General features: G+C 52.2%; 14 protein-coding genes. 8 read left to right on the top strand and 6 right to left on the bottom strand.

What is annotated here, in order from left to right; translation table 11 throughout:
• Positions 1–29: 29 nt before the first annotated feature.
• From FJM74_RS11200 to FJM74_RS11190, 3 genes are read right to left on the bottom strand one after another with little or no spacing between them, the layout of a single operon-like run.
• Positions 30–617 (bottom strand): LutC/YkgG family protein, encoded by a 588-nt coding sequence (locus FJM74_RS11200; protein WP_187262693.1) that lies wholly within the window; start codon positions 615–617, stop codon positions 30–32.
• Positions 614–2,008 carry a LutB/LldF family L-lactate oxidation iron-sulfur protein gene (locus FJM74_RS11195; protein ID WP_187262692.1) on the bottom strand — a complete coding sequence of 465 codons (1,395 nt, stop codon included), beginning with the start codon at positions 2,006–2,008 and terminating at the stop codon, positions 614–616. The genes FJM74_RS11200 and FJM74_RS11195 overlap by 4 nt, the downstream gene beginning before the upstream one ends.
• A complete protein-coding gene (locus tag FJM74_RS11190; protein ID WP_187262691.1) occupies positions 2,005–2,742 on the bottom strand; it encodes a (Fe-S)-binding protein in 738 nt (245 codons plus the stop codon). The genes FJM74_RS11195 and FJM74_RS11190 overlap by 4 nt, the downstream gene beginning before the upstream one ends.
• Positions 2,743–3,115: 373 nt before the next feature.
• On the opposite strand from FJM74_RS11190, the gene FJM74_RS11185 reads away from it, so the two are divergent.
• The 3 genes from FJM74_RS11185 to FJM74_RS11175 all read left to right on the top strand — a co-directional run bounded on the left by FJM74_RS11185 (position 3,116) and on the right by FJM74_RS11175 (position 8,185).
• Positions 3,116–3,985 carry an AraC family transcriptional regulator gene (locus tag FJM74_RS11185; protein ID WP_187262690.1) on the top strand — a complete coding sequence of 290 codons (870 nt, stop codon included), beginning with the start codon at positions 3,116–3,118 and terminating at the stop codon, positions 3,983–3,985.
• A 621-nt stretch (positions 3,986–4,606) separates the two neighbouring features.
• Positions 4,607–7,006 carry a TonB-dependent receptor gene (locus tag FJM74_RS11180; RefSeq protein ID WP_187262689.1) on the top strand — a complete coding sequence of 800 codons (2,400 nt, stop codon included), beginning with the start codon at positions 4,607–4,609 and terminating at the stop codon, positions 7,004–7,006.
• Between the two features lie 3 nt (positions 7,007–7,009).
• Positions 7,010–8,185 (top strand): PepSY-associated TM helix domain-containing protein, encoded by a 1,176-nt coding sequence (locus tag FJM74_RS11175; protein ID WP_187262688.1) that lies wholly within the window; start codon positions 7,010–7,012, stop codon positions 8,183–8,185.
• Between the two features lie 180 nt (positions 8,186–8,365).
• Here FJM74_RS11175 and FJM74_RS11170 read toward each other — a convergent pair whose 3' ends face one another.
• The 3 genes from FJM74_RS11170 to FJM74_RS11160 all read right to left on the bottom strand — a co-directional run bounded on the left by FJM74_RS11170 (position 8,366) and on the right by FJM74_RS11160 (position 12,580).
• Positions 8,366–8,665: a hypothetical protein gene (locus FJM74_RS11170; RefSeq protein ID WP_187262687.1), complete on the bottom strand. Its 300-nt coding sequence runs from the start codon at positions 8,663–8,665 to the stop codon at positions 8,366–8,368.
• Between the two features lie 35 nt (positions 8,666–8,700).
• Positions 8,701–10,512, bottom strand: a complete 1,812-nt coding sequence (locus FJM74_RS11165; RefSeq protein ID WP_187262686.1) for a T9SS type A sorting domain-containing protein — start codon at positions 10,510–10,512, stop codon at positions 8,701–8,703.
• Between the two features lie 622 nt (positions 10,513–11,134).
• Positions 11,135–12,580, bottom strand: a complete 1,446-nt coding sequence (locus FJM74_RS11160) for a glycoside hydrolase family 28 protein (RefSeq protein ID WP_187262685.1) — start codon at positions 12,578–12,580, stop codon at positions 11,135–11,137.
• A gap of 404 nt (positions 12,581–12,984) precedes the next feature.
• Between FJM74_RS11160 and FJM74_RS11155 the strand changes: the two genes are divergently transcribed.
• The 5 genes from FJM74_RS11155 (at position 12,985) to FJM74_RS11135 (ending at position 22,504) form a co-directional block, all read left to right on the top strand.
• The gene (locus FJM74_RS11155) at positions 12,985–13,947 is read left to right on the top strand and encodes a Gfo/Idh/MocA family protein (protein WP_187262684.1); all 963 of its coding nucleotides are present in this window, start codon (positions 12,985–12,987) and stop codon (positions 13,945–13,947) included.
• Positions 13,948–14,523: 576 nt separating this feature from the next.
• Positions 14,524–14,838, top strand: a complete 315-nt coding sequence (locus FJM74_RS11150; protein ID WP_187262683.1) for a hypothetical protein — start codon at positions 14,524–14,526, stop codon at positions 14,836–14,838.
• A gap of 163 nt (positions 14,839–15,001) precedes the next feature.
• Positions 15,002–18,754 (top strand): DUF4450 domain-containing protein, encoded by a 3,753-nt coding sequence (locus FJM74_RS11145; RefSeq protein WP_187262682.1) that lies wholly within the window; start codon positions 15,002–15,004, stop codon positions 18,752–18,754.
• Positions 18,755–18,975: 221 nt separating this feature from the next.
• The gene (gene rhaM, locus FJM74_RS11140) at positions 18,976–19,287 is read left to right on the top strand and encodes an L-rhamnose mutarotase (RefSeq protein WP_187262681.1); all 312 of its coding nucleotides are present in this window, start codon (positions 18,976–18,978) and stop codon (positions 19,285–19,287) included.
• A gap of 361 nt (positions 19,288–19,648) precedes the next feature.
• A complete protein-coding gene (locus tag FJM74_RS11135; protein WP_187262680.1) occupies positions 19,649–22,504 on the top strand; it encodes a glycosyl hydrolase in 2,856 nt (951 codons plus the stop codon).
• Positions 22,505–22,744: the final 240 nt, after the last annotated feature.

Raw genomic sequence — 22,744 nt, 5'->3', positions numbered from 1 at the left:
TGTGTCTTGCTACTTATGTCTTGTAATAACTACTTCACCAGAAAAACATGTGCCCGTTTAGGCCCATGCGCCCCAATTACCAGCGACTGCTCAATGTCGGCGGTGCGGGAGGGGCCGGAAATGAAGGCTCCGAAACCTGGCGCTGACACATCGAGCCTGGCATAGGCTTCGTGCATGTTGTTTACCACGTCTTTCTCCGATACCACCAGCATCAGGTGCTCTGTTATAAAAGGCAGCACACGAATGGGTAAGTGCTCCTCGCTTACCCAAACGGCGCCATTCTCGGCTACAGCCAGGGTACCCTGCACCACAGCCATCTCCAGATTCGAAAGCGTATGGCCGTCTTCTATCGGGCCACTCAGTTCCTGGCCAAAGCCAACGCCTTTCACCGTGTTCAGCACCCGCTCCGGCGACTCGTAATGCTTTTTCAGGTACGCGCCGATGGCGCTCAGATCGTCCACACGCATCACTACCGTGCCTACAGCTTCTGCTATGCGCACATACTTCTCAAGGCATTCGGCAGCCGGAAGCGGCGGAAAACGTAGGGCACCTGGCAGAGGTGCTGCGGCAGGCTTGTTGGCTTTTACTTGCTTTAATATGCTTTCCCGGCTACTCATGATTTCTTCTTGTTTTTGATGTACCACTCTCTGAAACTCTCTTTCGGTGCCTCCGGCATGTCGCGCTGCTTAGCCCAGGGGTTTACGGCTTTGATGTTGGCCAGCCCTGGAGCGAGGCGCATCATAAACCTGCCGGATTTACCTGCCATCCTGAACATGGTCGGGTTAGAGAGCACGCTGGCCATAACTTTCATGCCTTGTGTTTTGCTGCTCGGTACATAACCCTCTTTGGCCAGCACCTGCCGCCATTGGTACAACTGGTTATGAATGTCGATCTTAACGGGGCACACATTGGTGCAGGAGCCGCATAGGGTAGAGGCAAAGGGCAGGTCAGCGTTCTTCTTCATGTCCATGTTAGGAGCCAGAATAGCGCCGATTGGGCCGGAGATGGCATAATGGTAGCTGTGGCCGCCACTGCGCCGGTACACGGGGCAGGTGTTGATGCAGGCCCCGCAACGGATGCACTTAAGCGAGTTGTAGAAATCTTTGCGACCCAGCTGTATGCTTCGGCCGTTGTCTACCAGCACGATGTGCATTTCCTGGTCGGGCCTTGGCCGGTGGAAGTGGCTGGAGTAGGTGGTAATGGGCTGGCCGGTGGCGCTACGGGCCAGCAGGCGTAGGAACACGCTCAGGTTCTCGGCTTTCGGGATGATTTTTTCGATGCCCATGCAGGCAATGTGCACTTTGGCGAGGTGCGCGCCCATGTCGGCGTTCCCTTCGTTGGTGCACACTACAAAACCGCCGGTTTCGGCAATGGCAAAGTTCACGCCCGTAATGGCCAGGTCGGAGGTCAGGAATTTCTCGCGCAGGTGCTGGCGGGCAGCTTCGGTGAGGTAAGCCGGGTCAGAGGCGCCCTTCTCGGTGCCCAGGTGTTTATGAAACAGCTCGCCTACTTCTTCTTTGCGCTTGTGGATGCAGGGCAGCACGATGTGGCTTGGCGGCTCCTGTGCCAGCTGCACTACACGCTCCCCCAGGTCAGTATCGACCACATCAATGCCGTTATCAGCCAGGTAATCGTTCAGGTGGCACTCTTCGGTCAGCATCGATTTGCTTTTTACCAGCTTCTGGATGCCGTGCTTCTGAATAATATCCAGCACGATGCGGTTGTGCTCGGCTGCATCGGCTGCCCAGTGCACGGTAATGCCGTTTTGTTTGGCGTTCTGCTCAAACTGCTCCAGGTAAGCGTCCAGGTTACCCAGCACGTTCAGTTTTATCTGGGAGGCGGTTTCGCGGAGCAGCTCCCACTCAGGCAGCTGCTTGGAGGCCACATCTCTTTTCTCGCGGATAAACCAGAGGGCTTTGTCGTGCCAGTTTACGCGCTCCTCATCTTCCATGAACTTGTCTGCCGCCTTGGCGTGGTCGGTAGGGGCAATGTATGTTGAACTACTCATAATTGGCCGTTTAAAATTTCTGCAATGTGTAACACTTTTACCGGACTTTTCTGGCGCTTCAATATGCCTTCCATGTGCATCAGGCACGACACGTCGCCGCCGGTAATGTACTCGGCACCATGCTCCAGGTGGTCCTGCACCCGGTCTTTGCCCATTTTTACCGATACAGCCTCTTCCGTTACACAGAAGGTGCCACCAAAACCGCAGCATTCGTCTTTGCGGTTCAGCTGCACCAGCTCAATGTCTTTTACCAGGCTCAGCAGAAAACCGGGCTTGGAGAAATCAGGGGCGTTCAGCTCCGACATTTGGGAAAGGTACAGGCCGCGCTGCCCGTGGCAGCTCACATGGAAACCTACCTTGTGCGGAAAGCTCGCCTGCAGTTCTTTTACCTGCAGCACATCGGTCAGGAACTCACAAAGCTCGTAAATCCGGCTCCGGATCTGGTCGGCTGCTGCCTGGTTCTGATCGTCGTGCAGGTGGTCTTTTATATGCAGCACGCAGCTTCCGGAGGGGGCCACAATGTAATCGTAGCCTGTAAAGTTCTTCACAAACAGGCTGTCGCAGCCCTGCGTGTAGTGCGAGAAACCAGAGTTCGCCATGGGCTGGCCGCAACAGGTTTGCTGCAACGGGTAATCGACCTCCACACCCAGCTTCTCCAGCAGTTGGAGTGTAGCCACAGCCACCTGCGGGTAAAACTGGTCGATGTAACAAGGTATAAATAAACCTACTTTCATACGTTAGATACTAGATGCTGATTTTAGATATTAGATTCAATGGGCTCGTGCCGTTTCTTTGCTGAAGCAAGCTTGCGGCTTGTACCTCCAATTCAAAATTTCAATTTTTTACGGGCTAAAAGTAACGGTACGCAACTGCCATAACCGCTACTTTACCTGCAAGTGCAAAGGTTTTCAGTCAATCAAATTCAAGGTAAGCCTATTTGAGACAAACCTCAAGTTAATTTTAGATTTTGCCACTCCGCACGGGTTTGGCACGATCTACAAAATTCGGGAATTAATTAAATCCTGTTTACTTATAGATTAACCTATTTTGATAGTATATTACCATCTTATTTACAGCTGTTGCAGAAATCAAGTTAATATTTGCCAAATGAAGCCTATTTTGCTGAAAGTGGATGTTGCCCCGGAGCAATCGTTTAAAGTAAGAAAAAATGTAAACCCGCTCTTCTATAACCAATGGCACTACCATCCGGAGCTGGAACTAACGTTTATTCAGAAGGGCAGCGGCATCCGGTTTGTGGGCGACAATATCGGCAACTTCCGGGAGGGGGACCTGATCTTGCTGGGAGCAAACCTGCCGCACTTCTGGCGCAGCGACGAAGAAGGTGCAGACAAAGAGCAGGCGCAAAGTTGCCAGGCCCTGGTAGTACAGTTCCTGCCCGACTTCTGGGGAAGCCCTTTTATGAACCTGCCGGAACTGGCCGTTGTGAAAGAGCTTTTTCAGAAAGCTAAGCGGGGCATACGCATTACCGGAGAAACGCAGGAGGAGGTGAGCGGACTGATGCAGGCACTAAACACGGTGTCGGGGTTGGAGCGTATTCTGCTGTTGCTGCGCATCTTGCAAACCATTGCGTACTCCGCCCAGACAGATTTTCTCTGCAGCAGCGGCTTCCACAGCTCCCTGAGTGAGGCCGAGACAAAGCGCATGGCCGATATCCATACCTACACGCTTGCCAACTTCGCTTCCAAAATCAGGCTGGAGGAGATTGCCGCATTGGTGCACCTTACACCAAATGCTTTCTGCCGCTACTTCAAAAGCCACACCCGCAAAACCTATTCCCAGTTTCTGCTCGAAATTCGGGTGGGGCATGCCTGCAAACTGCTCATGGAGGGCAAGCTGCCCGTGGGCCAGATCTGCCTGGAAAGCGGTTTTCAGAACTTCTCCAACTTTAACCGCTACTTTAAAGCCATTACCAGACTTACCCCGCAGCAGTACCAGCGATTGCACCGGCCTGGGTAATTGACACGCAGCAGCAGAAAAGCCTCTGGAGGGGCAAAAGCATTAAAATAATTTAATTGCTGGCTGCTCAATGGCTTAAATGCTAACTGGTTGAGTTGCGAATTTGAACATCCGAAGATGAACCAGAAAGCACCATCTCCGGCATCGTTTCCGACTACGCCCTTTTTATGTCAGGTAGTCTTCAGTTACCATTGCTCTCCAGAAGCAAAAAAGACACTTCCTCCATGTTCCGACTTTTCTATTCAGCCATACCGTGCCAGTCGCTGCTTCAGGCAGCGAGTTTGATTTGAGAATGCGGAATTTCGCAGTTTGAAAATTGAAACAAGCCGGAGAATATCAGACAACTCCTATTCCTCCCAATTTACTTGTCCTGATCCAAAGGTTTTATGTCTTAAAACCTGATACAGGCAGTAAGCAAATAAAATCTGACCTCTAGTTGCAGGCGTCTTAATGACAAGGCTGTACTATTCAAAAAATTGCCGATCACCTGGCTAGCCATAACCCTCACGAAATTATTTTAAGTTTATTTAGACTAAATCTAAATAACTCTTGCCTGGTACATTATCCCTTTTCTATATTTGTCGCTATTTAGAATAATTCCAAACTACTTAAAAAAAAACTATGATTCACATCTTTCTCTTCTCCAGGAGAACAGCTAAGCCGTTTTTGGTGCTGCTCTTCCTGTTATTCTCCGGATCTAAAACAATAGCACAGCAGGGAGCTGTGGCCGGGCATGTGGCCACAACCGATAGCCAGGCTGCTATGGGCGTGGGTGTGGCGCTGAGAGGCACTACCGTAGGCACCACTACAGATGCACAAGGGAACTTTGCCATCGACAAAATAAGACCCGGCACCTACCAGCTGGTGGTGTACCTGGTAGGGCTGGAGCCGCAGGAGCAGCGCATTGCGGTAGAGGCACATAAAACCACCCGTGCCGATTTCGTGCTGCGGGAGAGCGCGACACGGCTTCAGGAAGTAGTGGTGCAGGGCACCCGCAGCCAGTTTAAAGCTGATCTGCCTTCTGCCACGCTCCGCTCCAGCACGCCGCTGCTGGAAACACCTCAGAACATTCAGGTAATAACGGAGGGCCTGCTGAAAGGCCAGCAATCGTTTGATATGTCGGAGGCGGTAGCTCGGAACGTGAGCGGCGTAACGGCGCAGGAGCATTGGGGCAACTATACCCGCCTGAACATGCGTGGTGCACGTATCGCTCCTTTCCGCAATGGCATGAACGTGGAGTCTACCTGGGGGCCGCTGTCGGAAGATATGTCGTTTGTGGAGCGCATCGAGTTTGTGAAGGGGCCGGCCGGTTTTATGCTGGCTAACGGCGACCCGGCCGGGTTCTATAACGTGGTGACCAAAAAGCCCACTGGCGTAAATAGGAAGGCCGTAACCTTTACCTTTGGCAGCTTTAACACCTACCGCGCCACCGCCGACCTGGATGGTACCCTGACCACCGATGGCAAACTGCAGTACCGCCTGAACGTGATGGGGCAGCTAAAAGACTCCTGGCGCGACTATGAATACAATAACCGCTACTCCATTGCGCCGGTGCTCAAATACAAGTTCAGCGACAGAACATCATTAACAGCTGAATATACGCACCAGTACTCCCGTATGTCGGCCATCGGCTCGGCCTATGTGTTCTCGGCACGGGGCTACAAAGACCTGCCCCGCAACTTCACCATTGCCGACCCGGACCTGGAGCCATCGGATATGCACGACAACAGCGCCTTCCTGCTCTTTGAGCATCAGCTGAACAGCGACTGGAAACTGACAGCACAGGCAGCTTACTTCCGCTACAACCAGGTAGGGAGCTCGCTTTGGGTGAAAAGTGTAGACGAGAACGGCGATATGCAGCGAACCACCAGCAGCTGGGATGCGCAGAACAACAGCAAATTCGGGCAGGTTTATATAAATGGCACTGTAAAGACCGGTACAATTACGCACCGCATTCTGGGAGGCCTCGACTATGGCGACAAAGAGTACCTGGCCGACTGGAATCAGTACTTTGAGTTAGACCAGAATAGACCGTTCAACATTTACAAGCCAGTTTACGGATTTGCGGAAAGTGGTGTACCTACGTTCGATCGAAGCAAACCGTTAAGAGAAAGGGCCGGAGGCAATATGCTGTCGCAACGCTATGGTGCCGTGTATGTGCAGGACGAGCTTGGCTTCTTTGAGAACAATCTGCGCCTCACGCTGGCCGGCCGCTACACCAAGGCCCGAACGCAACAGTATGCCACAGTTATGGAGAATGAGAAACTTTCCCCGAGAGTGGGTTTAAGCGCCTCCCTGAGCAGCAATACCTCGCTCTATGCCTTATACGATCAGGCTTTTATCCCCCAGAATGGCGTGCTGGCTGATGGCGGAAAAGTGAAGCCGATAACAGGAAACAACCTGGAGGTGGGCTTTAAGCGCGACTGGCTGCATGGCCGCTTCAACACGACTGTTTCTGTTTACCAGATCACCAAAAACAACCAGCTGGTTTCGGACCCGAACAGCGATCCATCGCAAAATTTTTCGCTGCAGCTGGGCCAGACCAAAACGCAGGGCGTGGAACTGGATGTGCGCGGTGAGCTGGCAAAAGGTCTGAACCTGATGGTTAACTACGCCTACACCGACTCCGAAATCACAAAAGATACAGATGCCAGCCGGATAGGCCTGAAGGTTTCTGGCTATGCGGAGCACGTAACCAATACCTGGCTTACCTACACGCTGCAAAAAGGGCCATTGCAAGGACTTGGTTTCTCCGGTGGTTACCAATGGCAGCTTAACCGGTTCCCGTGGTTTGTGGCAGACGGCACGCCCGGTGGCCTGCCCGACTATTTCCGCTTAGATGGTGGCTTGAGCTACCAGTTAAAGAAAATTAGCCTTGGCCTAACCATCAATAACCTGCTGGACGATTACCTCTACGCCGGCTCCCCTTACGACTTCGATTACAATGGCTCCCTGGATGGCTACTACTGGCAAACTGAGGCACCGCGCAATTATCGTGTAAGTATCGGCTATAAATTTTAAGCGATGACATTCAAGAAGATAATTGGCAAACTGCACCTCTGGCTCGGGTTTTCATCCGGGCTCTTGGTGCTATTCCTGGGCCTCACTGGTTGTATACTGGCTTTTCAGCGGGAGATCGAAGACATGACACAGCCGTACCGTTTTGTGGAGCAGCAGGAGTCAGTCAAACTCCCGCCATCCCGGCTCAAAGCCATAGCCGACGAGCAGGTGCCGGGCAAGCACGCCCATGGCGTGAGCTATGCCAACGGCATGTCGGCTCAGGTATCGTATTTCAGGCTGGAGGCGCCCGCCTATTATTATATAGTGTACCTCGATCCGTACAACGGAGAAGTGCTCAAGGTAAAGGACATGGACCAGGATTTTTTCAGGTTTATGATCATGGGGCATTACTACCTCTGGCTTCCGGCTCATATCGGGCAGCCCATTTTAGCCACGGCCACCCTGGTTTTTGTGGTAATGATGCTAACCGGGCTGGTGCTCTGGTGGCCGAAAAACAAAGCTGCCCGCAGGCAGCGCTTCGGCATAAAGTGGGGTGCCAGGTGGCGAAGGGTTAACTACGATGCCCACAACGTGCTGGGGTTTTATATGACCTGGGTTGCGATCTTTATTGGAATGACAGGCCTGGTGATGGGGTTTCAGTGGTTTGCCAAATCGGTGTACTGGGCTGCAGCAGGAGGGAAGCAACTGGTGGAGTTCTATGAGCCCGCTTCCGATACCACAGCCAGCATCCCGGACATCACCATACCGGCCATGGACAGGATCTGGATGAAGAAATACCCGGAGATAGTTGGCACAAAAGCCAGAATGGAGGTGCATGTGCCGGAAGAAAAAGCATCGTCGATAGAAGTGGCTATCAACCCGGACCCCTCCACCTACTGGAAAGCAGATTTTATTTACTACGACCAGTATACCCTGGAGGAAATTCCGGTAACGCACCCGTATGGCCGCTTTGCTGAAGCCAGTGTAGCCGACAAAATCATGCGCATGAACTACGACATACATGTGGGGGCGATAGGTGGGATTGTCGGTAAGGTCATTGCCTTTTTCGCCAGCCTGATCGCAGCCAGCCTTCCGGTAACCGGAGCTATGATCTGGTGGGGAAGAAGAAAGAAACAGAACAAATCGGGGACACAATCACCGGTTAAAAAGGCTGCTCCTATAGCAGTGCAGGCAGAATAAAGAAATCAGCTAAGTGAGCAAGGCATCAGGATTACTCCAGAAAACCTGCCCGGCCATTCGAGGTGCTCACCCTGGTATATAGAAGAGTGAGAGAAGGCTCCGGAGGGCCATTTTCATTGGAATAATTTGCCTGTGTTTCACTTGATGCTACGCGCATTCAAATTAGTTTTGGTGCCACAATTATTCGAATGAAAAAGGCCCTCCGGAGCTCATCTCGTATGGAAAAGCAGGTCGCCGGTGCGAGCTTGCCGCTCGTGCCAAATCTTCCTTACGGCTACAGCTAAAAAGAATGGATTTATAAAAAGCTGCTTTGGCCCCTTCTGGAAAGGCTTGATAGGAAAGTACGAGCACCAGCCACTGTAACGCCGCTGCAGCAGGACTTCTTGCAAGCTGGCGCGTAACATCATTTTCTAATTTGGCGCAGTACCAGTAGGCATCTTGGCAAAAAAAGAGCGGGTGCAGGAAGATAACTTCCTGCACCCGCTCTTTTTGTTAGGGTAGCTAAGCTACAGCTGTTATTGCGTCACCAGCATTCTGCGGGTAAGGCTGGAGCCGTCGGCGCTCAGTTTGTAGAAGTAGAGGCCGTTGCTCAGGCTCTTGTTCAGTTTCACTTCGTAAGTGCCGGCTGCCTGGTTTTCGTCAGCCAGGGTGGCTACTTTTCTGCCAAGGGCATCGTACACTTCCAGCGCCACGTAACCAGACTTCTTGATTTCGTACTGGATGGTAGTGTTAGTAGAGTTGCTGAAAGGGTTCGGATAGTTCTGGCTCAGGCTGAAGGTTGAACCAGCCACTTTGTCTTCGATGCTGGTTACTACACCTGGCTCCACCAGTGTTGTAGGTACCGCAAGGCCGGCAAGGCTGTACACGGCGTTTCTCCACAGGGTCAGGTTTTCGGCCGTCATGTTGGTGCCGTTGTCTCTGCTGATGGCGCCAAAGTTCATGCCTACCATGATGACTCTTGCTTTTGTTACCTCAGAGCCAATAGTAGTTCCGGCAGGAATATCGTTGATGAATACCGGAGTTCCTGTAGTTGCCAGTCCTTGTACGTTTGCCAGCAGCGTGTTTTCAGCAGAAATCACTGTGTTGTTGCTGAAGTTGAGGCCTTTCCACAGGGCTGTTCCTTCCGGAACGCCACCATTGTCCAGGGCACCTAACTTGAACATCGCTACCTCGCCAGACTCAGCAAACTCAAAGCCGTTGAAAAGCTCATTCTCGCGGCTAGCAGCAGGCACCGTGAAAGAGAGCACAATGCTCTCGGCTGTGGAAGCCTCTACGCCACCACCTGCCGTGCCGGCTGCAAAGGCTCTGCCACCGTTAAGGGCATAAGTCTTGTTATAAAGCACAGGCTTTGTGAAATTGGCCAGGCCAAGAGCGCTTCCAGGTCTCAAAATTGCTCTGCCACCGCCAATAGACTCCTGCACCACTACCGCGTCAAAGGCAGCCATGTCGATTTCTGTTGCGGCCGAATTAGCTTCATCGGCAGTTAAAGCTCTAACTGTCAGTTCGATGTTCTCGTCTGCCTGCAGCATTTTAATGATCGGGTCTTCAGTGACAGGGGAGGCAGTTTCTGCCATAGTTTTGGCTTCCGTCACATACAGTACCTTTTTAGTTGCTCCCGGCTCCTCGTCGCCTGGATCTTCACCGTTGGCTGCAGCGGTTGTGCCAGCGATGGTAACATTGCGCAGTACCAGGTATTTTCCTGTTTCAACCTTATCTGAGGCGTGCATCCATGGATAAAACCGAAGGTAGAAGGTCTCACCGTTGTTTACTACTACATCCAGTTCTTTTGAGATTGACTTAAAATCGTCTCTGGTAACAATATCACTTGGGTTTCCTTCATTATCTACGTTTCCTGTTGCGCCTGCTACCTGTATAGGAGTAGCAAATTCAGCGTTGGTTGAGTAGAATACTTTTGTTCTAAAGGCACTGGAAGAACCTGTAGAGCCGATTTCATAAGCCAGGGAGTTCAGGTTAAATGTCTGACCTTCTGCCGGCGTCACAGCAAACTGAATGTAGGTGTCTGCAATGATGTCGGTCTGGTTTGCAGGGAATTGTGTTCCTGCTTCACCTTCGCTACGCTGGTAACGGAGAGTGTTAAGCAAGGGATTATCAGTAGTGATATACCCATTCGCTTTCATGTTTTGGAGCGACATCACGCCGGTAACTGCACCGGTGTTCGTTACTTCTGCCCCTGTATTGGTACCTTCAGTAGGCTTTACAAAGGTCCATTTCGCCGAAGCAGCAGGCGCTGAATCCTGCGCAATAGCAACGTTAAATAGGCAGCATAGCATGAATACTGCTCCGAGTAAACTGTAAATTTTTTTCATAAGGTATTGTGTTAATATTAAAAGTGTTAATTGAAATAAAACAAAATGACAAATTGTGCAATCGTTGGCATAAATATGGTTAATTAAAGTATTACTTGCAAGCGTTAGTTAGTATTATTTTGAAAAATATATATATAATATTTTGCGATGCGGATATTGAATACCGTGTTGTTTATACGCTTTAAATTAGATCATGGATTTAAATTAAGGCGCTTAGCAAGCTGAATATCAATATCTAATAACAGATTGTTTTTTTATTAAATGTCTTTTTTATCTCATAATTCCCTGCCTGGCCCTCAGGAATTCCACCATCCTCATTTTTACTGCATCCTGTGCGTAGGATATTAGAGAGAAGAACTGTTATGCTGTGGCAGGTTGTTCTCGCCGTGACAGTAACACCTTAAAGATAAGGCGGATTGGTAAAAGACAAAAATGGCTTTCGATGAAATTGCACTTGTAACCATAAGATAGTGAGGCGATTCGGTAAATCGCATTTTGGGCTTAGTTCACCATGCCTACATTTTTGTAGTGCGTAAGTTTACTGGAAGCAGGCTCCTTGCAGGCTGCTACACTCGTCTGCAACTATAGTTTAGAGCTGCTTATGCTATCCTGTTTCCTGGGTTTATAAGGCAACTCCTTCACTTTCTTTTACCGTTATCTCACTGTTGTCCTTGGTCGTGATCCGGAAATTCTCAAATGTCCAGTCTTTGGCGTGGCTTATCTGCCCGGCCGTGTTGGCTTGTATGGTTATATCCTTGAAATGGAAATTCTCGACCAGCGACTCCTTGATGCCAGAAGCCGCCAGCGCCTTGCGGGCATCTTTTACCCTGATATCTGATATATAGATGTTGCGGAACTTCGGAATACCTCTTTCAGCCGGCACCACGGGTGTCAGCATGGTTTTCCAGTGCTGGGGCACCGTTTCCAGGCTGTAGCCTTCGGGCAGGGTGGAGTAGCTGTAGCTGGGGTTCCAGTTCATCGATACTTCTATCGGGGTGCCCACACTGTCCATCTCGATGTTGTGCATGTAAATCTCCTCCACGGTGCCGCCCCGGGTAGTAGCCGACTTAAACCGGATGCCCACACCGGTGCCTTTTGCTTTCAAGTTATAAGCCACCACGTGTCGGATGCCTCCGGAGGTTTCGCTGCCAAAGGTTATGAGCCCGCCGCCAGCCCTGGAGACGCAGTCGCGGATGAGCACATACTCGGTGGGGCGGTTCACGCGCAGTCCGTCCCAGTCGCGGCCGGACTTCAGGCAGAAGTTGTCGTCGTTGCAGTCTATGTCGCTGTTCTGCACCAGCACATAAGAAGAGGAGTCAATGTCGATGCCGTCGGTGCTGGGGCCGTGGCCGTCTATGTTGTTCTGTATCACCACGCCATCTACGGTAACATGGTCGGAGTAGAGGATGTGGATGGTCCAGAAACCGGCCTGCTTCATGGTAATGTCTTTTATGGTCACGTCTGATGAGCGGGAAACGAGCAGCGTGCGCGGGCGCTTGGCATCATAGTCCACGATCCAGCGAAGGCCTTTGGGTTGGTACTCCTTGCGCATTTTCCAGTACATGTCCCAGAACGGCTTTCCCTGGGCATGCACCACGCCTTCGCCGGAAATGGCCACATTCTCCTGGTCCAGCACATTGATCAGCGCCGACGGCCATGGCATTTCGATTCCGGCCACACGCGTGTCCATGTCGGGGTAGTCGGCCAGGTTCTGGCTCCCTAAAATCTCCACGCCTTTATCTATGCGCAGGTGCACACCCTTTTTGAGGTAAATAGAACCGGTCAGGTACCGGCCCGGCTTAAAGGTTACCAGGCCGCCACCCTTGGCAGCGCAAGCGTCTATGGCTGCCTGTATGGCTTTGGTGTTGAGGGTGCTGCCGTCGTTTACGGCGCCGTATTGCGTAGCCTCGAATACTGTTTTACCGGAAGGTATGTTTTTGGCCCCTACCTCTCTGAGCCAATCCAGTTGCGGAAGGCCCTCCACTACCGGTGCACTCGTTTTTTGACGAGCACAGGCAGCCATGAGCAGGGCAAGCATAAACAGAAAAACGAAACTATTCTTTATCATTATGTTAATTATAAAGCTTTCAAAAATAAGTGGCCTCAGCAGGAAGCAGGTTGGGCAGAAGCCTAAAGTCTCCGGGCATTGCTGCCTGGTTGAGCAGCTAATGTAACACTTGTTTGGTTTATCGTGCAACCTGCTGTAACCTGTGTCAGGCATTTAAATGCGGCTTTTGCTGCTGTGGCAGTCAGGGAGATCCGGAAAATATTGCGTCGCTTGCGTGGTTTCCCGCTATGTGGTGGAACGTCACTGTTTATAAGCTACGATGGCAGGAGCAGCAAAGCCTCCGGAGGTCGAAAACCATTGAAATAATTGCTGAAGCCTTTTCTCCTGCCTTCTCGTTTTCTGCGGAGCCTACCTTTTGATTATGAGGAAAGGAATTTTAACTTAGGGCGATCAACTACAACACTATGCAAACAATACGCTGGGGAATAATTGGCTGTGGCGATGTGACGGAGGTAAAGAGCGGGCCGGCTTTTCAGAAAATAGAAAACTCCGGGCTGGTAGCCGTTATGCGGCGCGACGGCTCCAAAGCGCAGGACTATGCCAGCCGGCACCGGGTAGCCCGCTGGTACACCAAGGCCGAAGATCTGATAAATGACCCGGAGGTAGATGCTGTGTACATTGCCACCCCGCCCGGATCGCACGCCGCCTACGCCTTGCAGGTGGCCGCTGCCGGCAAACCCGTGTATGTAGAGAAGCCCATGGCGCTGAACTATAAAGAGTGCCGCGAAATGCTGGCGGCCAGCCAGCAGGCGCAGGTGCCGCTGTTTGTGGCCTACTACCGCCGCTGCCTGCCCTCGTTCCTGAAGGTGAAGGAGCTGGTAGAGGCCGGGGCTATTGGCGACATCCGTTTTGTAAACATCCAGCTCTCTCAGTCGCCTAAACCTAACCTCGACTGGCGTGTGCGCCCGGAAATAGCCGGCGGCGGCTTATTCTACGACCTGGCCGCTCACCAGCTCGATTTTCTGGACTACCTGCTGGGCCCCATCGAGGCTGCTTCCGGCCAGTCGGCCAACCAGGCCGGGCTCTATGCTGCCGAGGACATTGTAACGGCGCAGTTTCGTTTCCGGGGTGGCGCACTGGGCAGCGGGGTCTGGTGTTTTAGTGTGGCTGAAGGGCAGCAGAAAGATACCATTGAAGTAGTGGGCAGCCTGGGTGCCATCAGTTTCCCGAGCTTCAGCAACGACCCGGTGGTGCTGTCTGCCAAAGCAGGCGTGCAGCAGTTTAAGCTCCCGAACCCGGCCCACGTGCAGCAGCCACTTATCCAAACCATTGTAGATGAACTGCGAGGCGCGGGCAAGTGCCCCAGCACCGGCGAATCTGCCGCCAGAACAGCCTGGGTCATGGACCAGGTCATGGGGCGGGGGTAAGGCACGGGTTCTTTATTTTCATATTTGGAGATTTGAGGATGAATGATTTACAGGTTTAAGGCTGTAGAGGTGAAAGAGAAGTGCAGCGTTTTATAAAAGACGTTGGGCGTAGTTTTCGATTATGCCCTTTTTAAACCAGGTAGTCTCCAACTGCCTTTGCTTCGCATAAGCAACAGGCACGCAAGGAACAACTTACAGCAGTTGCATCTGCTCACGACACCAGCAGCCAGAATAGCCTCTGGAGGGGCATTTCCATTGAAATAATTGCCCTGATGCCTTGCAAGCAATCATGTGCAAGACACTGGCACCACTTCCATTTGATTATTAAGAAGATTTAATGCGCCAGCAGCAGCCAGTAAGCCTGGCTGCCAAATCAATGTAGCGAAACTCCAGAGGAAAGTTCAGGCAAACTGGATTTGCGTTTGGAGGGCCGCATCAACCGGGTAAACTTCACAGGACAGTACAGGATACCATTTACGGCCATTCTGTCTATTATTGAACAAACGTTCGTGCCATGTGCAAGGGTGGAGACGCCCGGGCAAAAACTGATAAATTATTAATCGTCCAGAAACGGAAATGTGCCAAAAGCTTAATTTTAAAGCAGTTACTCCCATAATTTGTGTTCTTTCATTTCCGGCTGCTGTCCGGACCAAAGAGGCTTCTGCCGGAGGTATCTGCAGCCAGGCCTGTGTAAGCCACACCAGCGGTGTGCCGCTGAGGCGGACTCATGTGCCGGCGCCTCAAACCGATTCCCATATATACGCAATTATTGATCAGGACCTCACCGGCATCACCAGAAACGGCGAGAAGGCCTCGAGCCTGAAACAGCAGCCGCTCCAGAAAAAGGCGGTGGTGGGTTCTATGATGCAGAAAGCAACATGCTATGGCTGAAAACAAAGCGTTCTGACAAAGAGGGTATAACCAGTGTGGTGCAGTAAAACCGCATGATGACACAGGTGCGGATGCTCGCGCAAATTTTAAATGGAATGGTGGATGTTATACAAACCTGAAGTAGCAACATTAGCCAGAAATAAGAAACATAAATATAATAGATGTGTTAAAAAGAGTAAGAAAAGCCGGAGTAGTAGCCTTATTGTTGGTGATGGCATGCCAGTCGCAGAACGTTTCTCAAAATGTTACTGGCATTAACCAAAGTGAGGAGGTTATTGTGGGGGGAGGTGGTTCATTAAAACCTTTGCAAGGAAGAACTGAGCCGACATTTGTTGATAAACCCGCTGCCTCCACTGATAAACTGGACCAGGTGCGCCCACTGCGCTATAAACCCGACGGTGCTGATTTTGTGATCGTTAACGGGAACAAGCGGTTTAACAGAGCCCTTTACGGCACACCCACAGCTTTCAGGGTAGAGGCGGGCGATTTGCCGGAGTTCCTGCTCTACATGCCCAACAAAGGCGGCAACCTGAAGCTCGGCATTGCCACCGACCGGGGAGAGAAGTGGCTGATAGAGGCAGCGGAGATCAAAGCTATCTACAGGCCCGGCACCATGCTCTACGAAATCAAGGACCCGCTGCTGGGCCAGGGGCAGCTGAACCTGCAGGTGCTGGCCATGGCCGATGCTGAAGGCATGGTGCTGTCGATGGAAACTGCCCCTAATACGGCACCCTTCGAACTGATCTGGACCTACGGCGGTGCCAGCGGGCACCGCCCGTCGCGCGATGGCGACATTGGAGCAGACCCGGAGGAAGGCTTTTACCTGCACCCGGAGCATTGCAAGGACAATAAGTTTGCCATCAGCAACAATACTTTTCTCCTCGATTTTAAAATAAAGAACAACACGCACCAGATACAAGGGATTATGCCATCTGGTTCTACCTTAAAGCTGGCAGATGCCCGAAAGCAGGATTCCCCCAAAACACTTTGGCAGTCTGGGGAGTCGGAGTTGCCGGTAGTGGTGGGGCGGCAGGCACTTAAACCAGCCCAAAAAGTATTCTTTGGCCTCCAGAATAGCAAAAGCAGCCCCATCCGATATTCAGATTTAGCCAATGTTTTCCAGAAAGCGGAAGCGAGCCGCAAAAAAGCGGCCAGCCACATCAGACTTGAAACACCTGATCCGTTTTTCAACACCTTCGGAGGCGCACTGAGCATCGCAGCCGACGCCATTTGGGACGGAAAAAGCTACATGCACGGGGCAATTGCCTGGCGCATGCCGCTCAACGGCTGGCGTGGCGCTTATGTGGCCGATGCCCTGGGTCACCACGACCGCGCCCGCTCTCATTTCCGGGGGTATGCCGAAGCGCAGGTGACCTCGCCGGCCAGTGGTCCGGTGGTGCCGGACCAGGAGCGGAACCTAGCCCGGATGGAGGAAACGCTGGGGCTCTCGCTCTACACCAGCGGTTATATATCCCGGAACCCAGGCAAAAAACATGTGGCCCACCACTACGACATGAACATGGTGTTTATAGACCAGTTGCTGCGCCACTTCCTCTGGACGGGCGACAAAGCCTACCTGCAGGAGGCATGGCCGATGCTGGAGCGCCACCTGGCCTGGGAGAAACGAAATTTCGACTCCGATAACGATGGCTTATACGATGCCTACGCCAGCTTCTGGGCCAGTGATGCCGTGCAGTACAGCGGCGGCGGTGTAACGCTATCCTCCTCTTACCATCACTTTTCCAACAAGATGGCGGCCCGGCTGGCCCCGCTTATCGGGAAAGATCCTACGCCTTACGCCAGGGAGGCAGAGAAGATAAAGAAAGCCATTGGGTCCACGCTATGGATGCCGGAAGCCGGTGTGTACGCGGAGTTCAAGGACCTGCTCGGACTGCAGAAACTGCATCCTGCGGCCGCTCTCTGGACCGTTTACCATGCCCTCGATTCGCAGGTGCCGGATCCGTTTCAGGCTTATCAGGCGCTGCGCTACGTAGACACGCAGATTCCGCACATCCCGATAAAGTGTGCCGATCTGCCAGGTGAGAATCTCTACACCCTCACTACTACCAACTGGATGCCTTATACCTGGTCGGTAAACAACGTGGCACTGGCCGAGGTAGCGCATACGGCTTTGGCGTACTGGCAGGCGGGCCACATAGAGGAGGCGAACCGGCTCATGAAAAGCATATTGGTAGAGAGTATGTACATGGGTTCCAGCCCCGGCAACCTGCAGCAACTCTCTTACTACGACCATTACCGCAACGAACTGTACCGCGATTTTGCCGATGGCATTGGAGTTACATCGCGCGCCCTTGTAGAGGGTATGTTCGGTATTCAGCCGGATATGCTGGCAGAGGAGCTGACGATACGGCCCGGGCTGCCAGCTTCCTGGAACCATGCGCTGCTCGAAACGCCTGATATTAAATACAGCTTCAGGAGAGACGGAAACAAGGAAACCTACCTGCTGGAACCACACTTTGGCAAACCGCTGAAACTTAAATTCAGAGCTGCCGCCTTAGGTGATAAAGTGGCCTCAGTAACCGTGAACGGGCGTCCTGTAAAATGGACAGCATTTGCAGAGGCTGTAGGCACACCGCAGATAGACATAGAGCCGGCTGTTGCGGAGAAATACGAAGTGGTCATAACCTGGGCGGGCGATAAACCCGCTGCACCGGCGCACCATGCCATTGCAGCACAAGGAGCGAATCTGGAAGTTGATTTCGGGAAAGCGGAAGTGCTGGAGCTGAAGGATACACAGGGAATTGTAGCAGGCTCGGACCAGAAAAAGAACAAAGTGCAGGTGAAGCTGGCAGGGAAGGACGGGCACCGCACATTTTTTGTGCGCACGGCACAGGGCGACCTCAGCTGGTGGCAGCCCGTAAATGTGGAACTTCGCGAGCCTTACCGACTTGTTTCTGCCACAGCTCCTGCTGAGGCGCAGCTGCGGGTTGAACTGCAGAATAATACAGCCCATGCACTAAATCAGGAAGTAACGGTTTCTGTAGGAAAGTACTCGCAGAAAATGAAACTGGAAGTGCCGGCGTTTGCATCATCTGCCGCCATCGTCATTCCTGCGGAACACCTTAAACCCGGTACAAACCAGGTCTATGTAAGCGCGGGAAACCAGACACTGGCCACAGCCGGCATTACCAACTGGCATGTGCCGGTAGCTGCGGCAAAGGCAGCTCCTAAGTGGGAGACGCTGGACCTGACAGCTCACTTTAACGACAACGTAACTCAGATCTTTAAAAACGAATACCTGACTCCACGGCCTGCATCGGCTACGCTGCAGCTGCCCAAGCAGGGCATCGGCAACTGGTGCTACCCCTTGGTAACAGCTGAGATCGACGATTCCGGACTTCGGGCGAAAGCAGGGGAGACAGGTGAAATTACCTTGCCCAACGGCTTGCCCTTTAAAACAACCGGTCCGGGCGCTGGCAGAAACATCCTCTTCACGAGCCAATGGGATAACTACCCTACCAAAGCAGCTGTGCCGCTGCAAGGCGCTGCCTCACATGCCTACCTGCTCATGGCCGGCTCTACCAACCCGATGCAGTCGCGCTTCGACAATGGCGAAGTGGTGATAACGTATACCGACGGGACACAGGACAAATTAGTGCTGCGCAACCCCGACACCTGGTGGCCGATTGAGCAGGATTTCTACCTCAACAAGTATTCGTTCACCAGCTCCAAGCCGAAACCGATCCGGGTGCACCTGAAAACAGGTGACGTGCCGACCAACTTTAAATACAGTACTATTCAAGGCTTCGCCTACGACAGCTACATTCCCGGTGGTGCCGCCACTGTGCTGGACCTGCCCCTGAACCCGGCTAAAAAGCTGAAGTCGCTGGAGGTAAATGCGCTGGCAAACGATGTGGTCATCGGGCTGATGGGCGTGACCTTGGTAAGGAATTAGGTTGGAGATGCTAGATAATAGATGCTAGATTTTAGACATTTAATAGGACAAGGTAATATAAGGAGGAAAAGCAGTTTACAGAATGAAAAAGCAGGAAGACTCCCATAGATATTGAAGAGTTGAGGGCGAATTCATAATCAGGTTAACTAAAAACCAATAATCAGTTTAATACACAGGGTAAAAAATCTAGTATCTCATATCTAAATCTAGCCTCTAACAACATGCAGCGATTTGCTTTTAAGATGAAACTGAAGCCTGGTTTTGAGGCTGAGTACAAGAAGCGCCACGACGAAATCTGGCCCGAGTTGGCGCAACTGCTGAAAGAGGCTGGCGTGAGCGATTACTCCATTTTTCTGGATGAAGAAACCAGCACGCTCTTCGCAGTGCAAAAGCAGGCGGGGCAATCGTCGCAGGATCTGGGCACTACGGCCATTGTGCAGAAGTGGTGGGCCTTTATGGCCGACATCATGGAGACGAACCCGGATAACTCACCGGTTAGTATACCGCTAAAAGAAGTGTTTTATCTGGCTTAGCCTGTAATACTTCACAGCGTTTTCCTGACCTGTGTGTCTTTGTAGAGCAATAGCAGCAGCGACTCTGGAAGGCCGTTTTCATTCAAATAATTTAGTTTTCGGTTGTTGAAAGGCTAAATGGTTTAATTGCTAAATAGTTGATTTAGGAGGTTTGAGGCTAAATGATGAAACACGAGGCAATGCTTCACTAACCTTGGGCCCTATGTCGTGGTACGTGATACTTATGTCATGATACTAAAATCTATCATCTATCATCTAACATCTAGCATCTAAAATCTATTTAAAGCCTCCGGAAGGTCATTTTCATTGGAATAATTAGAAATCAGGGGAATCAAGAAAATCCTTTAATCAAGGTTTAAGAATGGTACATAAAAATAAACTACTCCTCACCCTCGCACTTTGCGGGGCGGTGCTTACCAACTGCCGACAGTCGCAGCCTGCCGCCTCTACCGACACAGCCACAGCCGGTAGCCAGCAAACAGTGAACGCCTGGCCCGAGGTGCAGCGCGAAAACAAGCCCTGGACCCGCTGGTGGTGGATGGGCAGCGCCGTAGACGAGCAGAACATCGACAAGCAGATGACCCAATACGCGGAAGTTGGTCTGGGCGGTGTGGAAATTGCGCCTATTTACGGAGCCATGGGGCACGAGAGCCGCTACATCGATTTTCTGTCGCCGAAGTGGATGGGCATGCTCGACTACACCGTGCAGAAGGCCAACAACCTGAACATGGGCGTGGACCTGACACAGGGAACCGGCTGGCCTTTTGGCGGGCCGCAAGTGAAGCCGGAGTTTGCCGCGGCTAAACTGATTGTGCAGACCTATACCTTAAAGGCTGGTCAGATCCTGAAGGAGAGCCTGACGGTGCAGGACCCGAAGCAACGCGAGCTGAACCCGCAGCTGCAGGCAGTAATGGCTTATAGCGGAAAAGGAGAAGCGCTGAACATTACCGACAAAGCCACGGCCGATGGCAAGCTGAACTGGACCCCGAAATCCGGCACCTGGACGGTGTACGCGGCCTTTAATGGCAAAACAAGGCAAATGGTGAAACGTGCCGCGCCAGGCGGTGTGGGCTTCACCCTCGACCACCTTTCTGAAAAAGCCGTGAACGCCTACCTGGAGCCTTTTACCAAAGCCTTCGGCGGGAGCAACCACGGCGTGAGAGCCTTCTACAACGACAGCTACGAAGTGTACGGCGCCAACTGGTCGCCTACTTTTTTTGAAGAGTTTCAGAAGCGCCGTGGCTACGACCTGCGCCTGTACCTGAAGGATTTGGTGAGCAAAGAGCAGACTGAGAAGATAGCACGGCTCAAAGCTGACTACCGCGAAACCATGAGCGAAATGCTCTACGACAATTTCTACAAGACCTGGAACAACTGGGCGCACCAGCACAAAAGCTTCACCAAAAACCAGTCGCACGGCTCACCGGGCAACCTGCTCGACCTGTACGCAGCCGTAGATATTCCGGAGTGCGAGACCTTCGGCTCCAGCTACTTTCCGATTCCCGGCCTGCGCCGAGACAGTGCTGATGTGCGCAACGTGGACCCGGACCCGATCATGCTCAAATTTGCTTCTTCGGCTGCCCATGTGGCCGGCAAGAACCTGACTTCCAGCGAAACCTTTACCTGGTTGGGCGAACATTTCAAGACCGCTTATTCGCAGATGAAGCCGGAGGTGGAGCAGGTGTTCCTATCTGGTGTGAACCATGTTTTCTACCATGGAGTGACTTACTCGCCGGAAGATGTCGCCTGGCCGGGCTGGCTGTTCTATGCCTCCCTTAACCTGACGCCAGCCAACAGCCTCTGGTCGCATTTCGGAGCTTTTAACAATTATATTGCACGGGTGCAGTCGGTGCTGCAGTCGGGCAGACCCGATAACGAACTGCTCATGTACTGGCCTATCCATGATGTATGGAGCAACCCTAAAGGCATGGAAATGCTCATAAAAGTGCACGACATAGACGAGTGGCTGCACCCGACACAGTTCTACAAGCAGTCGCAGCAGCTCATGGATGCAGGCTACTCCCTGGATTTTGTTTCGGATAAGATGCTGCAGGAGGCGAAGGTGAACAACGGGCAAATTGTAACGGCTGCAGGCGCCCCCACACGTAAAGTGCTGATTGTGCCGCAGAGCAAGTACATGTCAGAAACCACGTTTGAGCGGGTAATTGCCCTGGCAAAAGAAGGTGCCACGGTAGTGCTGGAAGAGCTGCCAACCGATGTGCCGGGACTGCAGGACCTGGAAAACCGCCGCAAAAAGCTGGAGCAGCTGGTGCAGAGCCTGACTTTTACGGATGCCGGACAAGGCGTACGCCAGCATAAAGCCGGAAGAGGGGAGATTCTACTCTCTAAAAATGTGCAGCAGGCGCTGGAGCTGAAGGACATTCAACGCGAGGCACTGACTGATACAGGCCTTAAGTTTATCAGGAGAGAGATTGAAGGCGGTAAGTATTACTACCTCGTCAACCACACCCCCAAAGCTATCGACACTACCATCCCGCTTAATATAGAAGCGCAGTCGGTCGTGATCCTGGACCCACAGAGCGGCAGTGCTGGTCTGGCCAGGGCTACAACAGCCAACAACAAAACCAATGTGCGGGTGCAGCTCAAGTCTGGCGAAGCCCTGATTCTGCGTGCTACCAATGCTGCTACCCCAGGCCTGGTAGCCTGGCAGTACCTGGAACAGCCGGGTTCACCTATTGCCGTTTCCGGCGACTGGAACCTGCATTTCACAAAAGGTGGCCCCGAAGTGCCAGCCGATAAGAAGCTGACGAAGCTGGTGTCGTGGACCGAGCTGGGCGACAAGAAAGCCGAAGCGTTCTCAGGTAGCGGGGAGTATACCGTCACGTTCGACATGCCAGCCAAAAATGCCGGAGAATACGTGCTGGACCTGGGCAAGGTAAGCGAAAGCGCGCGTGTCTGGTTAAACGGGCAGGAAGTGGGCCACCTGTGGAGCATCCCGTTCCAGGCAAGGGTAGGGCAGTACCTGAAGCCAGGCAAAAATACCCTGAAAGTAGAAGTTGCCAACCTGATGGCCAACCGCATCCGCGACATGGACCAGAAAAAGATAGAGTGGCGCAGGTACCACGAAATCAACTTCGTGAACATCGATTACAAAGCCTTCGATGCCGCCGTCTGGAAACCAATGGCCTCCGGCCTGATCGGCCCGGTAACCATTACACCTTATGCCACTACTTCGCAGGGGCAGGCACTGAAGTAGCCATTCCCGCACAGACCTCGCAGCGTCTTTCAGACCTGCGAGCGTCTTGCTGGGCACGAGGCAATTTCGAATAAGTGAGCGCACCTTTAAATTATTCTAATGAAAATGGCCTTCCGGAGCTTTAGTAGGGATAATTAGTAGGGATAAAAGGCACAGGTCCCCAGGCTATAAAACAGGCTGGGTCAAACGAAAAGTAGTAGTGCCTTCCACGTAGTAAACCAAGAGGAGATAAAAAAGCCC

Source organism: Pontibacter beigongshangensis (assembly GCF_014332515.1).
In the GTDB taxonomy this organism is placed as follows: Bacteria; Bacteroidota; Bacteroidia; order Cytophagales; family Hymenobacteraceae; genus Pontibacter; species Pontibacter beigongshangensis.
This window is presented reverse-complemented; position numbering and strand designations above follow the sequence as displayed.

Bases quoted from the DNA above. Each gene is read 5' to 3' on its own strand.
- FJM74_RS11200 (WP_187262693.1), bottom strand. From the start codon at position 617: ATGAGTAGCCGGGAAAGCATATTAAAGCAAGTAAAAGCCAACAAGCCT.
- FJM74_RS11195 (WP_187262692.1), bottom strand. From the start codon at position 2,008: ATGAGTAGTTCAACATACATTGCCCCTACCGACCACGCCAAGGCGGCA.
- FJM74_RS11190 (WP_187262691.1), bottom strand. From the start codon at position 2,742: ATGAAAGTAGGTTTATTTATACCTTGTTACATCGACCAGTTTTACCCG.
- FJM74_RS11185 (WP_187262690.1), top strand. From the start codon at position 3,116: ATGAAGCCTATTTTGCTGAAAGTGGATGTTGCCCCGGAGCAATCGTTT.
- FJM74_RS11180 (WP_187262689.1), top strand. From the start codon at position 4,607: ATGATTCACATCTTTCTCTTCTCCAGGAGAACAGCTAAGCCGTTTTTG.
- FJM74_RS11175 (WP_187262688.1), top strand. From the start codon at position 7,010: ATGACATTCAAGAAGATAATTGGCAAACTGCACCTCTGGCTCGGGTTT.
- FJM74_RS11165 (WP_187262686.1), bottom strand. From the start codon at position 10,512: ATGAAAAAAATTTACAGTTTACTCGGAGCAGTATTCATGCTATGCTGC.
- FJM74_RS11160 (WP_187262685.1), bottom strand. From the start codon at position 12,580: ATGATAAAGAATAGTTTCGTTTTTCTGTTTATGCTTGCCCTGCTCATG.
- FJM74_RS11155 (WP_187262684.1), top strand. From the start codon at position 12,985: ATGCAAACAATACGCTGGGGAATAATTGGCTGTGGCGATGTGACGGAG.
- FJM74_RS11150 (WP_187262683.1), top strand. From the start codon at position 14,524: ATGTGCCAAAAGCTTAATTTTAAAGCAGTTACTCCCATAATTTGTGTT.
- rhaM (WP_187262681.1), top strand. From the start codon at position 18,976: ATGCAGCGATTTGCTTTTAAGATGAAACTGAAGCCTGGTTTTGAGGCT.
- FJM74_RS11135 (WP_187262680.1), top strand. From the start codon at position 19,649: ATGGTACATAAAAATAAACTACTCCTCACCCTCGCACTTTGCGGGGCG.